This window comes from Achromobacter veterisilvae (assembly GCF_037619525.1).
In the GTDB taxonomy this organism is placed as follows: domain Bacteria; phylum Pseudomonadota; class Gammaproteobacteria; order Burkholderiales; family Burkholderiaceae_B; genus Achromobacter; species Achromobacter veterisilvae.
In genome coordinates, this window is record NZ_CP148753.1 from 4,035,017 (window position 1) to 4,050,500 (window position 15,484).

Sequence of the window (15,484 nt, forward strand, 5' to 3'; positions counted from 1 at the left end):
CGGACCCGGCGGCTACGCGCCCACCCGTTCCATCCTGCGCGCGGCCAGCGACAGGACGAGGCTGGCCGCGAAGTACAGCAGGGCCACCGCCAGGTAGACCTCCACGTGGTAGGGCCGCCAGGCGGTGCCGGCGACGACCGCCTTGGCCGCGCCCAGCACGTCGAACACGCCGATGATGCTGACCAGGGAAGTATCCTTGACCGCGCCCACGAACACGCCCAGCGCCGCCGGCGCGGCGATGCGGCGGGCCTGCGGCCAGATGACGTAGGCATGGGCCGCGGCCGGCCCCATGCCCAGGGCGCGCGCCGCCATCATCTGCCCGGGCGGGATGGCTTGCAGCGCGCCGCGCAGCACTTCCGCGAGCAGGCAGGCGGTGTGCAGCGTCAGCGCGGCCAGCGCCATGCTGAATTTCGACACGCCGCCGCCCAGCAGCATGGGCAGCACGAAGGACGCGAACAGCAACTGGGTCACCAGCGGCACGCCGCGCGCGGCTTCGATCAGTCCGGCCGCGGCCAGCGATCCGGCGCGGCTGCCGGAGCGCCGCAGCAAGGCCAGCGCGAAGGCGAGCGGCACCGCGGCGCCCAGCGCGGCGATGGCCAGTATCAGCGTGACCAGCAGCCCGCCCCAGCGTTGCGGGCCGATCGCCGCGCCGCCCCAGGGCCAGCCCGACAGCGCGCAGGCCACGGCGGCGAGCAGGGCGGCCAGCAGCGCCGCGCGGGCGCGGGCGGGCAGGCGGCCGGCGCCCAGCGTCAAGGCGACGCCCGCCAGCAACGCCGCGCAGGCGGCCAGCGCCGGCGCGCGGTCCGCCTCGGCCATGGTGCCGAACAGCAGCAGCGGCAGATTCTCTCCCACGGCGGCCCAGCAGGCGCCCGCGGCATCCGCGCAGGCGGCCGGATCGCCCAGCCAGACCGCGCGCAGCACGGCCCAGTCCAGCAAGGCCCATCCCGCCGCGGCCAGCGCGATGGCGAACATGGCCGAGACCAGTCTCCGGCGCCATGGCCGCGCGTCCGGGGCGGCCGCGGACAAGGGGCGGTCGCCCAGGCGCGCGCCGTGGGTGTCGCCGGGGCCGTGGCGGGTGTGGCGGGCGTTCCAGGCGGACAGGCCGCCGCCCAGGCCCAGCGCCAATGCCAGGTAGACCGCCACCGCCAGCGCGATGCCCTCCAGCGCCAGCCCGGTTTGCGTGATGACGGTGTTGATGACGGCCATCAGTTCCTGGTAGCCGATGGCGATCGCCAACGTGCTGTTCTTCACCAGGGCCAGGCACTGGTTGGCGTAGGGCGGCAGCGCGACCCGGGCGGCGTAGGGCGCGATCACCAGCCGCAGCACGCGGCGGGGCGTCAGCCCCAGGGCCTGGCCGGCCTCGACCAGGCCGACCGGCACGGCGCGCACGGAGGCGCGCACGATGTCGGCGATGTAGGCCGCGTGAAAGACCACGAGGCCTATCGTCAAGGCCGCGAATTCGATGCTGGGCTGCCAGCCGCCCTGGAGTCCCAGGCCGCGCCGGACGGGCAGGTCCACCTGCATGGCGGGCAGCAGGGCCCAGGCCGCGAGGGCCGCGGCCAGCGCGCCGTACCACGCGGCGTTGCCCCAGCGGCGCCGGGCGCGCCAGCCCAGCGCCAGCGCCGCCAGGGCCGCGGCCGCGTAAGGCAGCCAGCCGTGCACGGCCGGCAGGGCCAGCCCGCGGTTCGAGAGCAGTACGGAAGGCAGCGGCGACCAGGCCTGCCGCAAGTCCGGCAGGCGCAGCAGCAGGCCGTACCAGACGAATAGCTGCAACAGCACAGGCGTGTTGCGCAGCGGCGCTATGACGAGGGCCGCGCAGCGCGCGGCCAGCGGATGGGACGACAGGCCCAGCAGACCCAGGCCCAGTCCCAGCGCGGTCGCCAGCGGAATCGCCACGAGCGCCACCGTCAGGGTGTTGACGAGGCCGGCGGCGATCGACATCCAATAGGGATCGTCGGGCGTGACGCCGAGCAGGCTTTCCGAAATGCGAAAGCCCGCCGGCTGGAACAGGAAACCGAATCCGCCCTGGATGCCGCGCGCCGTCTGCACGGACTCGATGTGCAGCAGCAGGACGGCGGCCATGCCGCCCAGCGCCAGGCACCAGGCCGCCGTGGACAGCCAGCGCCGCCAGGGGCCGGGCGCCGGGAAGGGGACTGCCGCCGCCGTCATGTCACTGGAACGGCGGCGAATACAGCAGGCCGCCCTGGTTCCATTGTGCGTTCAGGCCGCGCTCCAGTTTCAACGGCGTGGCGGCGCCCAGATTGCGCTCCCAGATTTCGCCGTAGTTGCCCACCGCCTTGATGGCGTTGCGGGCCCAGCCTTCGTCCAGGCCGAAGCTCTTGCCGATGCCGGGATCCACGCCCAGCAGGCGGCGCACCTGGGCGTCGGTGCTCTGCGCCTGGCTGTCGGCGTTCGCGGCGGTGACGCCCAGTTCTTCAGCGGCGACCAGCGCGTTCACCGTCCAGCGCACGATGGCGGTCCAGTTGGGATCGTCCTGCCGCACGAAGGGGCCCAGCGGCGACTTGTTGATCCGTTCGGGTAGGATGACGAAGTCGTCGGGCTGGCTCGCGCGCGCGGCGCGGCTGGCGGCCAGGGTGGACGCGTCGGACAGGTAGACGTCGCAGCGACCGGCGTAGAAGGCCTGCTCCAGTTCCACCAGGTTCTCGATGACGACCGGGCGGTAGTTGAGCTTGTGCTTCTTGAAGTAATCGACCAGGTTCTGTTCGTTGACCGTGCCGGGCTGCACGCAGACCTGCGCGCCGTCCAGCTCGGTGGCGCTCTTCACGCCCAGCTTGCGCGGCACCAGGAAGCCCTGGCCGTCGTAGAACACGATGCCCGCGGACACGATGCCCAGGCCCGCGTCGCGGCCGGACGTGATCGTGGTGTTGCGGTTGAGCACGTCGACCTCGCCGGATTGCAGCGCGGGGAAGCGCTGCTGCGAACTGAGCGGAACGAAGCGCGTCTTGGCCGGGTCGCCCAGCACGGCGGCGGCCAGCGCGCGGCACAGGTCCGCGTCCAGGCCGGTCCAGCGGCCCTGTTTGTCGGCGATGGACAGGCCCGCCGATCCCTGGCTGACGCCGCAGACCAGCTCGCCCCGCTTCTTGATCGTGTCCACCGTGCCCGCATGGGAGACGCTGGCGGCGGCCAGCGCAGCGGCCGCGCCCGCGGCCTTGAGTAGATGAGTCAAACGCATGCCGTTCCCGTATTTGTCGTATGCAAGAAAGGCATGAATTCTAGGGGCCGGGCCCGCTTTTCCGAGCGACTATATTGTCATATCAATATAAGAACTAAGCCTTATCCAGATTTCCGTCATATACCTAGAATGCCGTCATCCCCATACAGTCCGATGAACGAGGTCGAAGGTTGCGCATGAGCTGGCAGGATGAATTCAGGCAGTGGTTTCCCATCACGCGCGACAAGGCCTACGCCAACATCGCCTACACCAGCCCGCTGTCGCCCAGGGTGGCCGGGGCGGTGGCGGATTTCTTCGACGGCATTACCTACGCCCGCAGCGACAAGCCGCAATGGCTGCGCGACGCCGACGCGCTGCGCCTGCGGCTGGCCCGGCTGATCGGCGGAGACGCGCGCCGGCTCGCCTTCACCAAGAACACCACCGAAGGACTCAACACGGTTGCCCAGGGCCTGGCCTGGCGGGAAGGCGACAACCTGATCGTGGACGACCAGGAACATCCGACCAATGCCTTGCCCTGGCTGAACCTGCGCCGCCGCGGCGTGGAGGTTCGCGTGGCGCGCGCCGACGCGCACCGCTATGAAGTGGACGATCTCTGGCGCCTCGTGGACGCCCGCACGCGCCTGATCGCGGTGTCCTGGGTGCAGTACGGCACGGGTTTCCGCACCGACATCGCGGAACTCGGGCGCCGCTGCGCGGAGCGCGGCATCTGGCTGGTCGTCGACGGCATCCAGGGCGCGGGCCTGTTGCGCGCCCGGGTCGACGAATGGCGCGTGGACGCCTTCGCCTGCGGCGCGCACAAAGGCATGCTGGGGCCGCTGGGCGTGGGCCTGCTGCACGTATCGCCCGGGCTGCTGGACGCGCTGGACCCGCTGTACGTGGGGCCGTCGGGCGTGACCACCCTGGACAAGTCCGGGCCGCAATGGCAGGTGGGCGTGTCGGACGCGGGCGACGCGCGCCGGCTGGAGACGGGCAACCTGAATTATCCCGGCATCGCCGGCTGGGCGGGCGCGCTGGACCTGATCGAAGAGGCCGGCCCGGAACGCATCGAACCCTGGGTGCTGGAGCTGTCGCAGGCGCTGGGCGAGGGATTGCGCGCGCTCGGCGCGCAGGTGGTGTCGCCGCCCGGCGCGGCGTCGCGCAGCACGACGACGGCGCTGAAGGTGGCGGACCCCGCGCTCGCGCTTGCCCACCTGGCCCGGGAGGGCGTGGTGGCCAGCATTGTGGAGTATGGTTACGTGCGCCTGTCCGTCGGCGCCTATAACAACCATGCCGATATCGACCGCATCCTGCGCGCGGCGCGCGCGTTCGCGGCCTGACCGGAATTTCTGATAACGCATCTCCTGGAGAGACACATGACCGACCCGAAGCAGCCCTGGCGGCTTGAAACCATTGCCGTGCATGGCGGCTACCGTCCCGATCCCACCACGCGCGCCGTGGCCGTGCCGATCTACCAGACCGTCGCCTATGCGTTCGACGACACGCAGCACGGCGCGGACCTGTTCGACCTGAAGGTGCCGGGCAACATCTATACCCGCATCATGAACCCCACCACCGACGTGCTGGAGCAGCGCGTCGCGGCCCTGGAAGGCGGCATCGCCGCGCTGGCGCTGGCCTCGGGCCAGGCCGCGGTGACCTACGCCATCCTGACCATCGCCGAGGCCGGCGACAACATCGTGTCCTCCAGCACGCTGTACGGCGGCACCTACAACCTGTTCGCGCACACGCTGCCGCAGTACGGCATCGCCACGCGCTTCGCCCAGCCCTCCGACCTGGCCGCCTTCGAAGCGCAGATCGACGAGCGCACCAAGGCCATCTTCGCCGAATCCGTCGGCAACCCGCTGGGCAACATCACCGATATCGCCGCCCTGGCCGAACTGGCGCACCGCCACGGCCTGCCGCTGATCGTCGACAACACTGTGCCGTCGCCGTACCTGCTGCGCCCCATCGAACACGGCGCCGACATCGTGGTGCAATCGCTGACCAAGTACCTGGGCGGCCACGGCACCAGCCTGGGCGGCGCCATCATCGACTCGGGCAAGTTCCCCTGGGCCGAGCACAAGGCCCGCTTCAAGCGCCTGAACGAACCGGACGTCAGCTACCACGGCGTGGTCTACACCGAAGCCTTCGGCCCGGCCGCCTACATCGGCCGCGCCCGCGTGGTGCCGCTGCGCAATACCGGCGCCGCCATCTCGCCGTTCAACTCGTTCCAGATCCTGCAAGGCATCGAAACCCTGGCGCTGCGCGTGGACCGCATCGTCGAGAACGCGGTGAAGGTCGCCAACTACCTGCGCGAACACCCGAAGGTGGAGTGGGTCAACTACGCAGGCCTGCCGGACCATCCGGACCACGCGCTGGCGCAGAAGTACCTGGGCGGCAAGGCGCCGGGCCTGTTCACGTTCGGCGTGAAGGGCGGCCGCGAGGCCGGCGCGCGCTTCCAGGACGCGCTGCAGCTCTTCACCCGCCTGGTCAACATCGGCGACGCCAAGTCGCTGGCCACGCACCCCGCGTCCACCACCCACCGCCAGCTCAATCCCGAAGAGCTGCAAAAGGCGGGCGTGCGCGAGGAAACGGTGCGCCTGTCCATCGGCATCGAGCACATCGACGACCTGCTGGCCGACCTGGACCAGGCGCTGGCCCAGGTCTAGCCCGAGGACTACTCGCCGCCCGCGAGGGCGGGGCGGTGCCTGCGCAGCGCGGAAGGCGCCACCCCTTCCGTGCGCTGGAACACGCGGCTGAACGCCGCCTGCGATCGGTAGCCGACGCGCTCGGCGGCGTCCTGGATGCCCATGCCCTGGCTCAGGTGGCGCCGCGCCACGCGCATGCGCAGCAATTGCAGCAATTGCGCGGGCGTGGTCCCGCCATGCAGCGTAAAGCGCCGGTGAAAGGTGGCCTTCGACATGTGCACCCGGTCGGCCATGTCCTGCATGCTCCAGGGCCTGGCGGGTTCGGCCAGGATGGCCTGCAGCAGGCCGGCCATGGCCGGATCGCGGGCCAGCACGAACAGGCCGTAGGCCTGGCGGTCGTGGATGGCCAGATGGCGCAGCATGAAAAAGATAAGCAGGTCGGTCAGCCGTTCCAGCACGACGGAGGACGCGCCCGGATCGCGGGCGGTCTCGCCCAGGATCAGTTCGAACACGCCGCGCGCCGTGCGGAAGCGTTCGTCGCTGGCGCGCAGCACCAGGTAATCGGGCAGCGTGTCGGCCAGCAGGTCGGCGAGCCCGGGCCGGAACTGGAAGAAGCCGCAGGCCAGGCCGGTGCTGTCGGCCTGGCGCGGCAGGAGAGGCTGCATCGGCGCGCCTTGCGCGCCTTCGGCGGCGGGCGGGTCCAGCGGCGTCAGCGCATGGGGAATGTCGCGCAGGAAGAAGATGCCGTCGCCCGCGGCCAGCGTCAGGGTTTCGCGCCCTTCGCCCACGTCGACCAGGCAGCCGCCGTGCAGGATCAGATGGAAGCTGGACCGCGCGCGCCCGCTGGTGCTGGCCGACCAATTGCCGCAATACTGCCCAAGGTGATACAAGCTGGATTGCACCTCCAGGCTGGACAGCAGCAGGGCGTCGACCGCGGCCTGGTCGGCGGCTGATACGGTCCATGGACCGGAGCAGTTCAAGGGTAGGGTTTCGGAACGCATCTGGTTATAAGCGCATAGCTGAAAGTCGATAAGATCTAGCATCAAGTTGCGATCTTCATGCATTGTCGCTTGCGGCCCGGCGCAAGCACAATGAGGCTTTCAACGATAGCCGTCAGGAGACTCACATGGCCCGTTTGCCCGTCCATACCGCGCAAAGCGCTCCCGAACCCACGCGCGCGGCGCTGGCCGCCGCCGAGCAGGGCGCGGGGTACCTGTCCAACCTGCTGGGGGTGCTGGCCAACGCGCCGGTGGCGCTGGAGGCCTACCAGACCCTGTCGCAGATCAACGCGCGCGCCGGGCTGACCCTGCAAGAGCGCGAGGTGGTGCAACTGGTGGCCGGCACGCGCCACGGCTGCACCTTCTGCGTGGCGGGCCACACGGCGCTGGCGCGCAACAAGGCCAGGCTGTCGCCCGAAGTGGTGGACGCGCTGCGCGCCCAAGGCGCGCTGCCGGACGAACGCCTGCAGGCCCTGGCCGCCTTCACCGAAGCCGTGATCCAGACGCGCGGCCGTGTCAGCGACGAGGCCCTCCAGGCCCTGCGCGGCGCGGGCTACACCGACGGCAACGCGCTCGAAGTCATCGTGGGCGTGGGGCTGGCCACCATCTGCAATTTCGGCAACAACCTGGCGCAGACGCCGCTGAACGAGCAATTGAGCGACTACGCCTGGAGCGGCGCGCAATGACGCCGCAATCCGCAAGCGTCGAAGCCGGGCGCGGCCTGCTGCCGCAAGACCTGCGCGCGTGGCTGGAGCAGCACGCCGACGCGCTGGACGACGGCAGCCTGGACGCCGCCACGGTATTGCCCCGGCTGGCCGCGGCGGGCGTGTTCCGCCAGGGCGTGCCCGAAGCGCGGGGCGGCCTGCCCGGCACCGACATCGGCGACGCCATCGAAGCGGTGTCGCAGGTGGCGGAACTGTCGGTCGCCAGCGCGTTCGTGGCCTGGGGCCAGCGCGTCTTCATCGAATACCTGCTGCGCAGCCCGAATACCGCGCTGGCCGATGCCTGGCTGGCGCCCTTGCTGGGTGGCGAACAGGCGGGCGCGACCGCGCTGTCGAACGCCATGAAGTTCCTGAGCGGGATCGAGTCCCTGCAGATCGGCGCGCGGGAAGCGGAGGACGGCCAGTGGGTGCTGGACGGCCGCATGCCCTGGGTGACGAACCTGCGGGTGCAGGGCTTCCTGGTCGCCGCCGCGGTCACGGCGCCCGACGGCACGCCGGCCGTGGTCGCGCTGCCGCACGACATCGCCGGGCTGGTGCGCAGCCCGGACCTGTCCTTGCTGGCGCTGCAGTCGAGCAACACCGCGGCCCTGGACGTGCGCGGCGTGCGCATCGGCCCCGAATGGCTGATCCATCCCGATGCCCGCGAGTACCTGCCGCAAGCAAGGCCGGCCTTCGCGGGCCTGCAATGCGGCCTGTCCATCGGCCTGGCGCGCCGCGCCTTGCTGGCCGCGGCGCAGGCGGGGCAGGGCCAGGCGTCGCGCGGGATCCTGGGCGCGCCGCTGGAAGCCTTGCGGGCGCAGGTCGGCGCGCTGTCCGACAGCCTGATCGAGGGGGTGCGCAACGGACGCTTCGTGGCCGAACCCTGGGCCCTGTTCGAGATCCGCATCGCCCTGGCCGACGCCGCCAACCAGGCGGTGCAACTGGAATTGCAGGCCAGCGGCGGCGCGGCCTACCTGCGGCCGGCCGGCGCGGGCTTCGCCCGGCGCTGGCGCGAGGCGGCCTTCCTGCCCATCGTCACGCCCAGCCTGGTGCAATTGAAGACCGAGCTGGCCAAAAGGCAGGCCAGGCTCGCGGCCGGAGCCGCCGCATGACGACGGCCCCGCAACCGGTGCTGCGGGCCCGGGGCCTGGCGCTCAGCTACCCGGGGGCGGCCGGCGCGGTGTTCCAGGGCGTGGACCTGGATCTGGCGCGCGGCGAGGTGGTGGCCGTGCTGGGCGCAAGCGGCGCCGGCAAGTCCAGCCTGCTGCGCGTGCTGGCCGGCTTGCAGTCCGCCAGCGCCGGCACGCTGCTGATGGAAGGCGCGCCGCTGACGGGCGTGCATCCCCGCGTGGCCGTGGCCTTCCAGGATCCGAGCCTGCTGCCCTGGCTGTCGCTGGAACGCAATGTGGCTTTCGGCCTGGATTTCAAGCACCAGCCGGCGCTGACGGATGCGCAGCGCCGCGCGCGGGTGGACCAGGCCATCGACGAGGTGGGCCTGTCGCACGCCCGGCAACTGCGTCCCGCGCAATTGTCGGGCGGCATGGCGCAGCGCGCGGCCCTGGCCCGCTGCCTGGCGCGCCAGCCTTCCGTGCTGCTGCTGGACGAACCTTTCGGCGCGCTGGACGAGGTGACGCGCGGCGAGATGCAGGCGCTGCTGCGCAAGGTGGTGGCCGATTTCGATACCGCCGCCGTATTGATCACGCACGATATCGACGAAGCGCTGGTGCTGGCCGACCGCATCGTGCTGCTGGGCGGCGCGCCCGGCCGCATCCTGGGCGTGTGGCGGGTGGACCTGCCGCAGCCCCGCGCCGACCTGTTGCCGGAAATGGGCGCGCTGCGCCTGGAAATCCTTACCCGCCTGCGCACCGCGCTGCGGGCCGTCCGCGGCGAAGCCGCGCTTGCCTGACCCGGGGGCCCGCGCCGCGGGCAGTCCCTACAAGGAGTTCTTCGATGTGCCTTGAACACATGTCGCGTCGCGACTGGTTGAAACTCTCGGCCCTGCTGACGGCCGGCGGCGCCGCCTCCCTGCTGTCGGCGTTCAACGCCCGCGCGCAGAGCGAACCCGACGCGCCGGTGCGCATCGGCTACCTGCCCATCACCGATGCCGCGCCGCTGCTGGTGGCGCACAACAACGGCCTGTTCGAGAAGGCCGGGGTCAAGGCGGAAAAACCCACGCTGCTGCGCAGTTGGGCGCAGGTGATAGAAGCCTTCATCTCCGGGCAGGTGAACGTGGTGCACCTGCTGTCGCCCATGACGGTATGGGCGCGGTTCGGCAGTCAGGTGCCCGCCAAAGTGGTGGCCTGGAACCACGTGGGCGGCTCGGGCCTGACCGTGGCGCCGGCCATCAATAGCGTCAAGGACCTGGGCGGCAAAACGGTCGCGATTCCGTTCTGGTATTCCATCCACAACGTCGTACTGCAATACCTGCTGCGCGAAAACGGCCTGGCGCCCGTGTCCCGCAAGGACGGCACGGTGGGCGCGGGCGAGGTGAACCTGGTCGTCATGGCGCCGGCCGACATGCCGCCCGCGCTGGCGCAGAACCGCATCGCCGGCTACATCGTGGCCGAGCCGTTCAACGCGGTGGCCGAGACCCAGGGCGTGGGCAAGGTGCTGCGCTTCACGGGCGATGTCTGGCGCAACCACGCCTGCTGCGTGGTGTTCATGCACGAGCGCGACCTGGAACAGCGTCCGCAGTGGTCGCAGAAGGTGGTGGACGCCATCGTGCAGGCCCAGTTGTGGATACGCGAGAACCGGGCCGAGACGGCGCGGCTGCTGTCCAAGGAAGGCATCAACCGCTACACGCCGCACGCCTTGCCCGCGCTGTCCAAGGTGCTGGCGCCGCCGCCCGCGGATCGCGAGCAATATCTGGCCAGCGGCGCCATCCGGCATGCGGACTGGGACGAACGCCGCATCGACTTCCAGCCGTATCCCTTCCCGAGCTACACCGAGGAACTGGTGCGCCGCCTGCGCGATACGCTGATCGAGGCGGACCGCGGCTTTCTGGCGGGCCTGGATCCGGCCCGCGCCGCCTCTGAACTGGTCGACGACCGCTACGTCAGGCGCGCCATCGAATCGGCGGGCGGCCTGAGCCGTTTCGGCTTTCCCGACCAGTACACCCGGACCGAGCTGGTGCAGGCGTGACGGCCCGGGAGTCCGCCGCCGGTACGCCGGCCGGATTGGCCGCCGCGCAGGACCCGGCGGAGGGCCGCAAGCGCGGCGGCCAGGGCCTGGCCGCGCGCTGCGCGCTGGGCGCCGGCGGCTTGGCCGCGCTGCTGGCGCTGTGGTGGCTGGGCACGGACGTCCTGTCGCCCGCGGGCGGCATGGCGCGGCGGTTTTCCCCGGGCGCCACCTTCGTCAGCCTGGGCGAACTGCTGACGGGGTCCGACCTGCCCGCGCACATCCTGGTCAGCCTGCGACGCGTCGCCGTGGGCCTGGGCTTCGCGCTGGCCATCGGCGTGCCGCTGGGGCTGGCCATCGGCAGCTACCGGCGGCTCGAGGCCGCGGTCTCGCCGGCCATGCAGTTCCTGCGGATGATTTCGCCTTTGTCGTGGATGCCGATAGCCGTGATGGTCTTTGGCGTGGGCGACGACCCGGTCTACTTCCTGCTGGCCTTCGCGGCCGTCTGGCCCATCGTGCTGAACACGGCGGCGGGCGTGCAGCAACTGGACCCGCGCTGGCTGCTGTTGGCCCAAAGCGTGGCCGCGACCCGCTGGGAGACGCTGCGCAGCGTCATCCTGCCGGGGGTGCTGGGCCATATCCTGACGGGCGTGCGCCTGGCGATCGGGATCCTGTGGATCGTGCTGGTGCCCTGCGAGATGCTGGGGGTGTCGGCGGGAATGGGCTACTTCATCCTGGATACCCGCGACCGCCTGGCGTATTCGGAGCTGATGGCGATGGTGCTGATGATCGGCGTGCTGGGCTTTCTGCTGGACGCCGCGGCGCGGGCGCTGTACCGCTATTGGCGGGGGTAGGCCGGCCTTACTTGCGCGTGCTTTTGCCGCCCGCGGGGCAGACCAGGCCGCGCAGTTTGCGCTGCACGGGATCGTGCGCGATCGGCGCGTCGTGGATGCCGGCCGTGGGCGGGGATTCCACGATCGAGCCGGTGGCGTTTTCCCCGGCGTAGTGCAGGGTGCGGTAAACGGTATAGGTGTTCGCCGAGCAGTTCATCGTGACCGGCTGGGTCACGGAACGGTAGGACTGTCCGTTGGCCTCGGAGATCCGGGGCTGGGCATAGAACCAGGCCACGGTCACGGCCATCACGGCGGGGCGTTCGGACAGGGGCTTGATCGAAGCGCTGTCATAGAACACGCCCGGCATGGCCTGCGGATCCAGCGGCACCCATTCCGGGCCGCCGAACAGCATGCCCGCCGGCCCCGGGTCCCGCGGCACCACGTTCACCGCGCAGGCGTTGGCCGGCACCGGATCGCCTTCGCGCACCGTGATGGTCTCGCACGCGCCGGGCTGGGCGGCCGGGGCGGCGGAGCCCCATGCGGCCGCGACCAGCGCGGCGAGGGCGAGTCGGGAGCTTGCGTGCCTTGCGATCATGGGGAACGTTCCGTTCGGTAAGCGGCGGGCCACGGCCCGGCGGGCCCTCCCGCCGCCACGGGGTGTCCTCGATCATACCGGCGGGCGGCGCGTTTGAGCGCCTCTTTTTGGCCTACGCGGCCTGTACGTACTCAGGATACCGCTTGCAGATCTCGGCCACCTGGCTGAGCGTGCCCGAAAGATGTTCGCGCAGCACTTGCTGTGCCCGCGCGGCATCCTGGGCGACGATGGCGTCCAGCAGGCGCTGGTGATCGTCCAGGATGCGCTCGGCCTTGCCGGCTTCCGGCAGGTGCAGCCGGCGCAGGCGGTCCAGGTGGCCGCTGTAGCGCTGTTCCAGTTCCCACAGGCGGGTCACGCCGGCGGCGTCGTGCATGTCGCGGTGGAACGCCTGGTCGGCATCGATGAACTGCTGGTACTGGCCGCCGGCGTGGCTGGCGCGTTGCAGGTCGATGCTGGCCTGCAGCCGCTGGAACAGCGCCGGGTCGGGCCGCTGCGCCAGCATCCGGACGATTTCCAGTTCGAGCGAGCGGCGCAGGAAATGCGCCTCGCGGGCCGCCGCGATGTCGATGCGGCTGACCACCGTCGTGTGCTGGGGATAGATCTCGACCAGGGCTTCTTCCGCCAACCGCATCAGGGCATCCCGGATGGGGGTCTGGCTCAGGCCGTAGGCGTCGGCCAGCGTCACGCGCGACAGCGGCGCGCCGGGGGCGAGTTCCAGGGAGACGATCTGTTCGCGCAGGTGTTCGAACACCTGCGGCGCCGCGTGGCGCGAGCGGTCCAATCGGAGCTTTGGGCTGGGCATCGGGGGGCGCGAAGGGCAGGGTCACGGAAACGGGGAAGCCCAAGTGTAGCGGGTTTTCACCTAGCTGACGCACTAATATATTAGTGTTTAAATGGCTTCGTCGCCATTCCGTTTTCCGCCTTGCCCCTATGAAACGTTCCTACGAAAGCCTGCGCAGCGCCGCCTGGATGGCCAAGGACGACCTGCGCTCCTTCGGCCACCGTTCCCGCATGATGCAAATGGGCTACGGCCCCGACGATTGGGCGGGCCGCCCCATCATCGCCATCGTCAACACCTGGTCCGACCTGAATCCCTGCCACAGCCATTTCAAGCAGCGAGTGGAGGACGTCAAGCGCGGCGTGTTCCAGGCGGGCGGCTTCCCGGTGGAACTGCCCGCCATTTCGGTGTCGGAATCCTTCGTCAAGCCGACCACCATGCTGTACCGCAATTTCCTCGCCATGGAGACCGAGGAGCTGCTGCGCAGCCACCCGGTGGACGGCGCGGTCCTGATGGGCGGCTGCGACAAGACCACGCCCGGACTCATCATGGGCGCGATCAGCGCCGGGCTGCCCTGTATCTACGTGCCCGCCGGCCCCATGCTGCGCGGCAACTGGAAAGGCCGGATCCTGGGTTCCGGCTCGGACGCCTGGAAGCTCTGGGACGAGCGGCGCGCCGGCAAGATCACGCAGGAACAATGGACCGAAGTGGAGGGCGGCATCGCGCGCAGCTACGGCACCTGCATGACCATGGGCACGGCCAGCACCATGACCGCCATCGCCGAGACCATCGGCATGACCCTGCCGGGCGCGTCCTCGATCCCCGCGGCGGACGTCAACCACATGCGCATGTCGGCCGAATGCGGGCGGCGCGCGGTGGAGATGGTCTGGGAAGACCTGACGCCGCGGCGCATCCTGAGCCTCGCGTCCTTCAAGAACGCCATCAACGTCGCCATGGCCATGGGGTGCTCCACCAACGCCATCGTGCACCTGGTCGCCATGTCGCGGCGCGCGGGCTGCGCCGTCGGCCTGGACGACTTCGACGCCGCCAGCCGCAAGGTGCCCGTGATCGCCAACATCCGGCCCAGCGGCGATACCTACCTGATGGAGGACTTCTACTATGCGGGCGGCCTGCCGGCGCTGATGTCGCGCCTGCGCGGCCACCTGGATCCGTCCGCCATGACGGTCACCGGCAGGACGCTGGGCGAGAACATCGCCGGCGCCGAGGTCTACAACGACGACGTGATCCGCACGCTGGAAACCGCCATCTATGATGAGGGCGCGCTGGCCGTGCTGCGCGGCAATATCGCGCCGGACGGCTGCGTCATCAAGCCCAGCGCCTGCGCGCCGCAATACCTGCGGCACACCGGGCCCGCGCTGGTGTTCGACGACTATCCCAGCATGAAGGCGGCGGTCGACGACGAGAACCTGGACGTCACCGCCGACCACATCATGATCCTGCGCAACGCCGGTCCGCAGGGCGGCCCGGGCATGCCCGAATGGGGCATGCTGCCCATTCCCACCAAATTGGTGAAGCAGGGCGTGCGCGACATGCTGCGCCTGTCGGACGCCCGCATGAGCGGCACCAGCTACGGCGCCTGCATCCTGCACGCCGCGCCCGAGGCCTATATCGGCGGCCCGCTGGCGCTGGTCAAGACGGGCGACCTGATCACCGTGGACGTGCCGGCCCGCAGCATCCACCTGAATGTCAGCGACGAAGAACTGGCGGCCCGGCGCGCCGCCTGGACGCCGCCGCCCAGGCGCTACGAGCGCGGCTACGGCTGGATGTATTCCCGGCACATCCTCCAGGCCAACGACGGCTGCGATTTCGACTTCCTGGAAACCGGATTCGGCGCGCCCGTGCCCGAACCTGAGATTTTCTGAACCCCCACACTCCGGAGCCATCGTGTCCCCAATGCATCCCGAAACCCGCGCCAGGCTGGCCGGCGTCAGCACCGCCACCCTGTGCACCGCCTTGTTCAAGCGCGGCCTGCGCAACCAGTTCATCCAGGACGTGCGTCCGCTGAACGCCTCGCTGCCCAATATGGTGGGCCCGGCCTTCACCCTGCGGTACATCCCCGCGCGCGAGGACCTGAACACCATCAAGGTATTCGAAGACCGCTCGCATCCGCAGCGCGTCGCGGTCGAGACCTGCCCGGAAGGCGCGGTGCTGGTCATGGACAGCCGCAAGGACGCGCGGGCGGCGTCGGCCGGCTCCATCCTGGTGACGCGCCTCATGAAGCGCGGCGCGGCCGGCGTGGTGACGGACGGGGGCTTTCGCGATTCGCCCGAGATCGCCGAGCTGGGCTTCGCCGCCTACCACCAGCGCCCGTCGGCGCCGACCAACCTGACCCTGCACCAGGCGCTGGACATCAATGCGCCCATCGGCTGCGGCGACGTGGCCGTGTTCCCCGGGGACATCGTGGTGGGCGACCGCGAGGGCGTCGGGGTGATCCCGGCGCACCTGGCCGACGAGATCGCGGCCGAGGCCGTCGAAATGACCGCCTTCGAGGATTTCGTGACCGACCAGGTGCGGCAGGGCGCGTCCATCCTCGGCCTGTACCCGCCCACCGATCCGGGCACCAAGGACAAATTCGCCGCATGGCGCAAAGAACAGGGCCGCTGAGCCTTGCCGCCGGCGCCGCC

At 70.4% G+C, this 15,484-nt stretch carries 14 protein-coding genes; 9 read left to right on the top strand and 5 right to left on the bottom strand.

Going from position 1 to position 15,484, the window contains the following annotated elements:
* Positions 1–12: 12 nt before the first annotated feature.
* Both WHX56_RS18765 and WHX56_RS18770 read right to left on the bottom strand, forming a co-directional pair.
* Positions 13–2,169 carry an ABC transporter permease subunit gene (locus WHX56_RS18765; RefSeq protein WP_338878621.1) on the bottom strand — a complete coding sequence of 719 codons (2,157 nt, stop codon included), beginning with the start codon at positions 2,167–2,169 and terminating at the stop codon, positions 13–15.
* A gap of 1 nt (position 2,170) precedes the next feature.
* Positions 2,171–3,193 carry an amino acid ABC transporter substrate-binding protein gene (locus WHX56_RS18770; protein ID WP_129238897.1) on the bottom strand — a complete coding sequence of 341 codons (1,023 nt, stop codon included), beginning with the start codon at positions 3,191–3,193 and terminating at the stop codon, positions 2,171–2,173.
* A gap of 176 nt (positions 3,194–3,369) precedes the next feature.
* Between WHX56_RS18770 and WHX56_RS18775 the strand changes: the two genes are divergently transcribed.
* Both WHX56_RS18775 and WHX56_RS18780 read left to right on the top strand, forming a co-directional pair.
* The gene (locus WHX56_RS18775) at positions 3,370–4,509 is read left to right on the top strand and encodes an aminotransferase class V-fold PLP-dependent enzyme (protein WP_338878622.1); all 1,140 of its coding nucleotides are present in this window, start codon (positions 3,370–3,372) and stop codon (positions 4,507–4,509) included.
* Between the two features lie 36 nt (positions 4,510–4,545).
* Complete coding sequence (locus WHX56_RS18780) at positions 4,546–5,838, top strand: O-acetylhomoserine aminocarboxypropyltransferase/cysteine synthase family protein (RefSeq protein WP_129238895.1); 1,293 nt, start codon at positions 4,546–4,548, stop codon at positions 5,836–5,838.
* A gap of 8 nt (positions 5,839–5,846) precedes the next feature.
* Here the strand turns inward: WHX56_RS18780 and WHX56_RS18785 are convergent, their stop codons facing one another.
* Positions 5,847–6,818 (bottom strand): AraC family transcriptional regulator, encoded by a 972-nt coding sequence (locus tag WHX56_RS18785; RefSeq protein WP_338878623.1) that lies wholly within the window; start codon positions 6,816–6,818, stop codon positions 5,847–5,849.
* Between the two features lie 125 nt (positions 6,819–6,943).
* Here WHX56_RS18785 and WHX56_RS18790 point away from each other — a divergent pair, with 125 nt between their 5' ends.
* Genes WHX56_RS18790 through WHX56_RS18810 form a run of 5 tightly spaced genes read left to right on the top strand, consistent with a single transcriptional unit; the run spans position 6,944 to position 11,487 of the window.
* Complete coding sequence (locus WHX56_RS18790) at positions 6,944–7,501, top strand: carboxymuconolactone decarboxylase family protein (protein ID WP_129238894.1); 558 nt, start codon at positions 6,944–6,946, stop codon at positions 7,499–7,501.
* Positions 7,498–8,628 carry an acyl-CoA dehydrogenase family protein gene (locus tag WHX56_RS18795; protein WP_338878624.1) on the top strand — a complete coding sequence of 377 codons (1,131 nt, stop codon included), beginning with the start codon at positions 7,498–7,500 and terminating at the stop codon, positions 8,626–8,628. The genes WHX56_RS18790 and WHX56_RS18795 overlap by 4 nt, the downstream gene beginning before the upstream one ends.
* The gene (locus tag WHX56_RS18800; protein ID WP_287751419.1) at positions 8,625–9,422 is read left to right on the top strand and encodes an ABC transporter ATP-binding protein; all 798 of its coding nucleotides are present in this window, start codon (positions 8,625–8,627) and stop codon (positions 9,420–9,422) included. The genes WHX56_RS18795 and WHX56_RS18800 overlap by 4 nt, the downstream gene beginning before the upstream one ends.
* 44 nt (positions 9,423–9,466) lie before the next feature.
* Complete coding sequence (locus tag WHX56_RS18805) at positions 9,467–10,657, top strand: ABC transporter substrate-binding protein (RefSeq protein ID WP_338878625.1); 1,191 nt, start codon at positions 9,467–9,469, stop codon at positions 10,655–10,657.
* On the top strand, positions 10,654–11,487 hold the full coding sequence (locus WHX56_RS18810) for an ABC transporter permease (RefSeq protein ID WP_422393604.1): 834 nt from the start codon (positions 10,654–10,656) through the stop codon (positions 11,485–11,487). Before WHX56_RS18805 ends, WHX56_RS18810 begins: the two co-directional genes overlap by 4 nt.
* A gap of 7 nt (positions 11,488–11,494) precedes the next feature.
* Here the strand turns inward: WHX56_RS18810 and WHX56_RS18815 are convergent, their stop codons facing one another.
* Together WHX56_RS18815 and WHX56_RS18820 are read right to left on the bottom strand one after the other, a co-directional pair.
* Complete coding sequence (locus WHX56_RS18815) at positions 11,495–12,061, bottom strand: surface-adhesin E family protein (protein ID WP_338878626.1); 567 nt, start codon at positions 12,059–12,061, stop codon at positions 11,495–11,497.
* A 112-nt stretch (positions 12,062–12,173) separates the two neighbouring features.
* The gene (locus tag WHX56_RS18820) at positions 12,174–12,863 is read right to left on the bottom strand and encodes a GntR family transcriptional regulator (protein WP_287751423.1); all 690 of its coding nucleotides are present in this window, start codon (positions 12,861–12,863) and stop codon (positions 12,174–12,176) included.
* A 128-nt stretch (positions 12,864–12,991) separates the two neighbouring features.
* On the opposite strand from WHX56_RS18820, the gene araD reads away from it, so the two are divergent.
* Both araD and WHX56_RS18830 read left to right on the top strand, forming a co-directional pair.
* The gene (araD, locus tag WHX56_RS18825) at positions 12,992–14,722 is read left to right on the top strand and encodes an L-arabinonate dehydratase (RefSeq protein WP_338878627.1); all 1,731 of its coding nucleotides are present in this window, start codon (positions 12,992–12,994) and stop codon (positions 14,720–14,722) included.
* Positions 14,723–14,753: 31 nt separating this feature from the next.
* On the top strand, positions 14,754–15,464 hold the full coding sequence (locus WHX56_RS18830; RefSeq protein ID WP_338881800.1) for a ribonuclease activity regulator RraA: 711 nt from the start codon (positions 14,754–14,756) through the stop codon (positions 15,462–15,464).
* Positions 15,465–15,484: the final 20 nt, after the last annotated feature.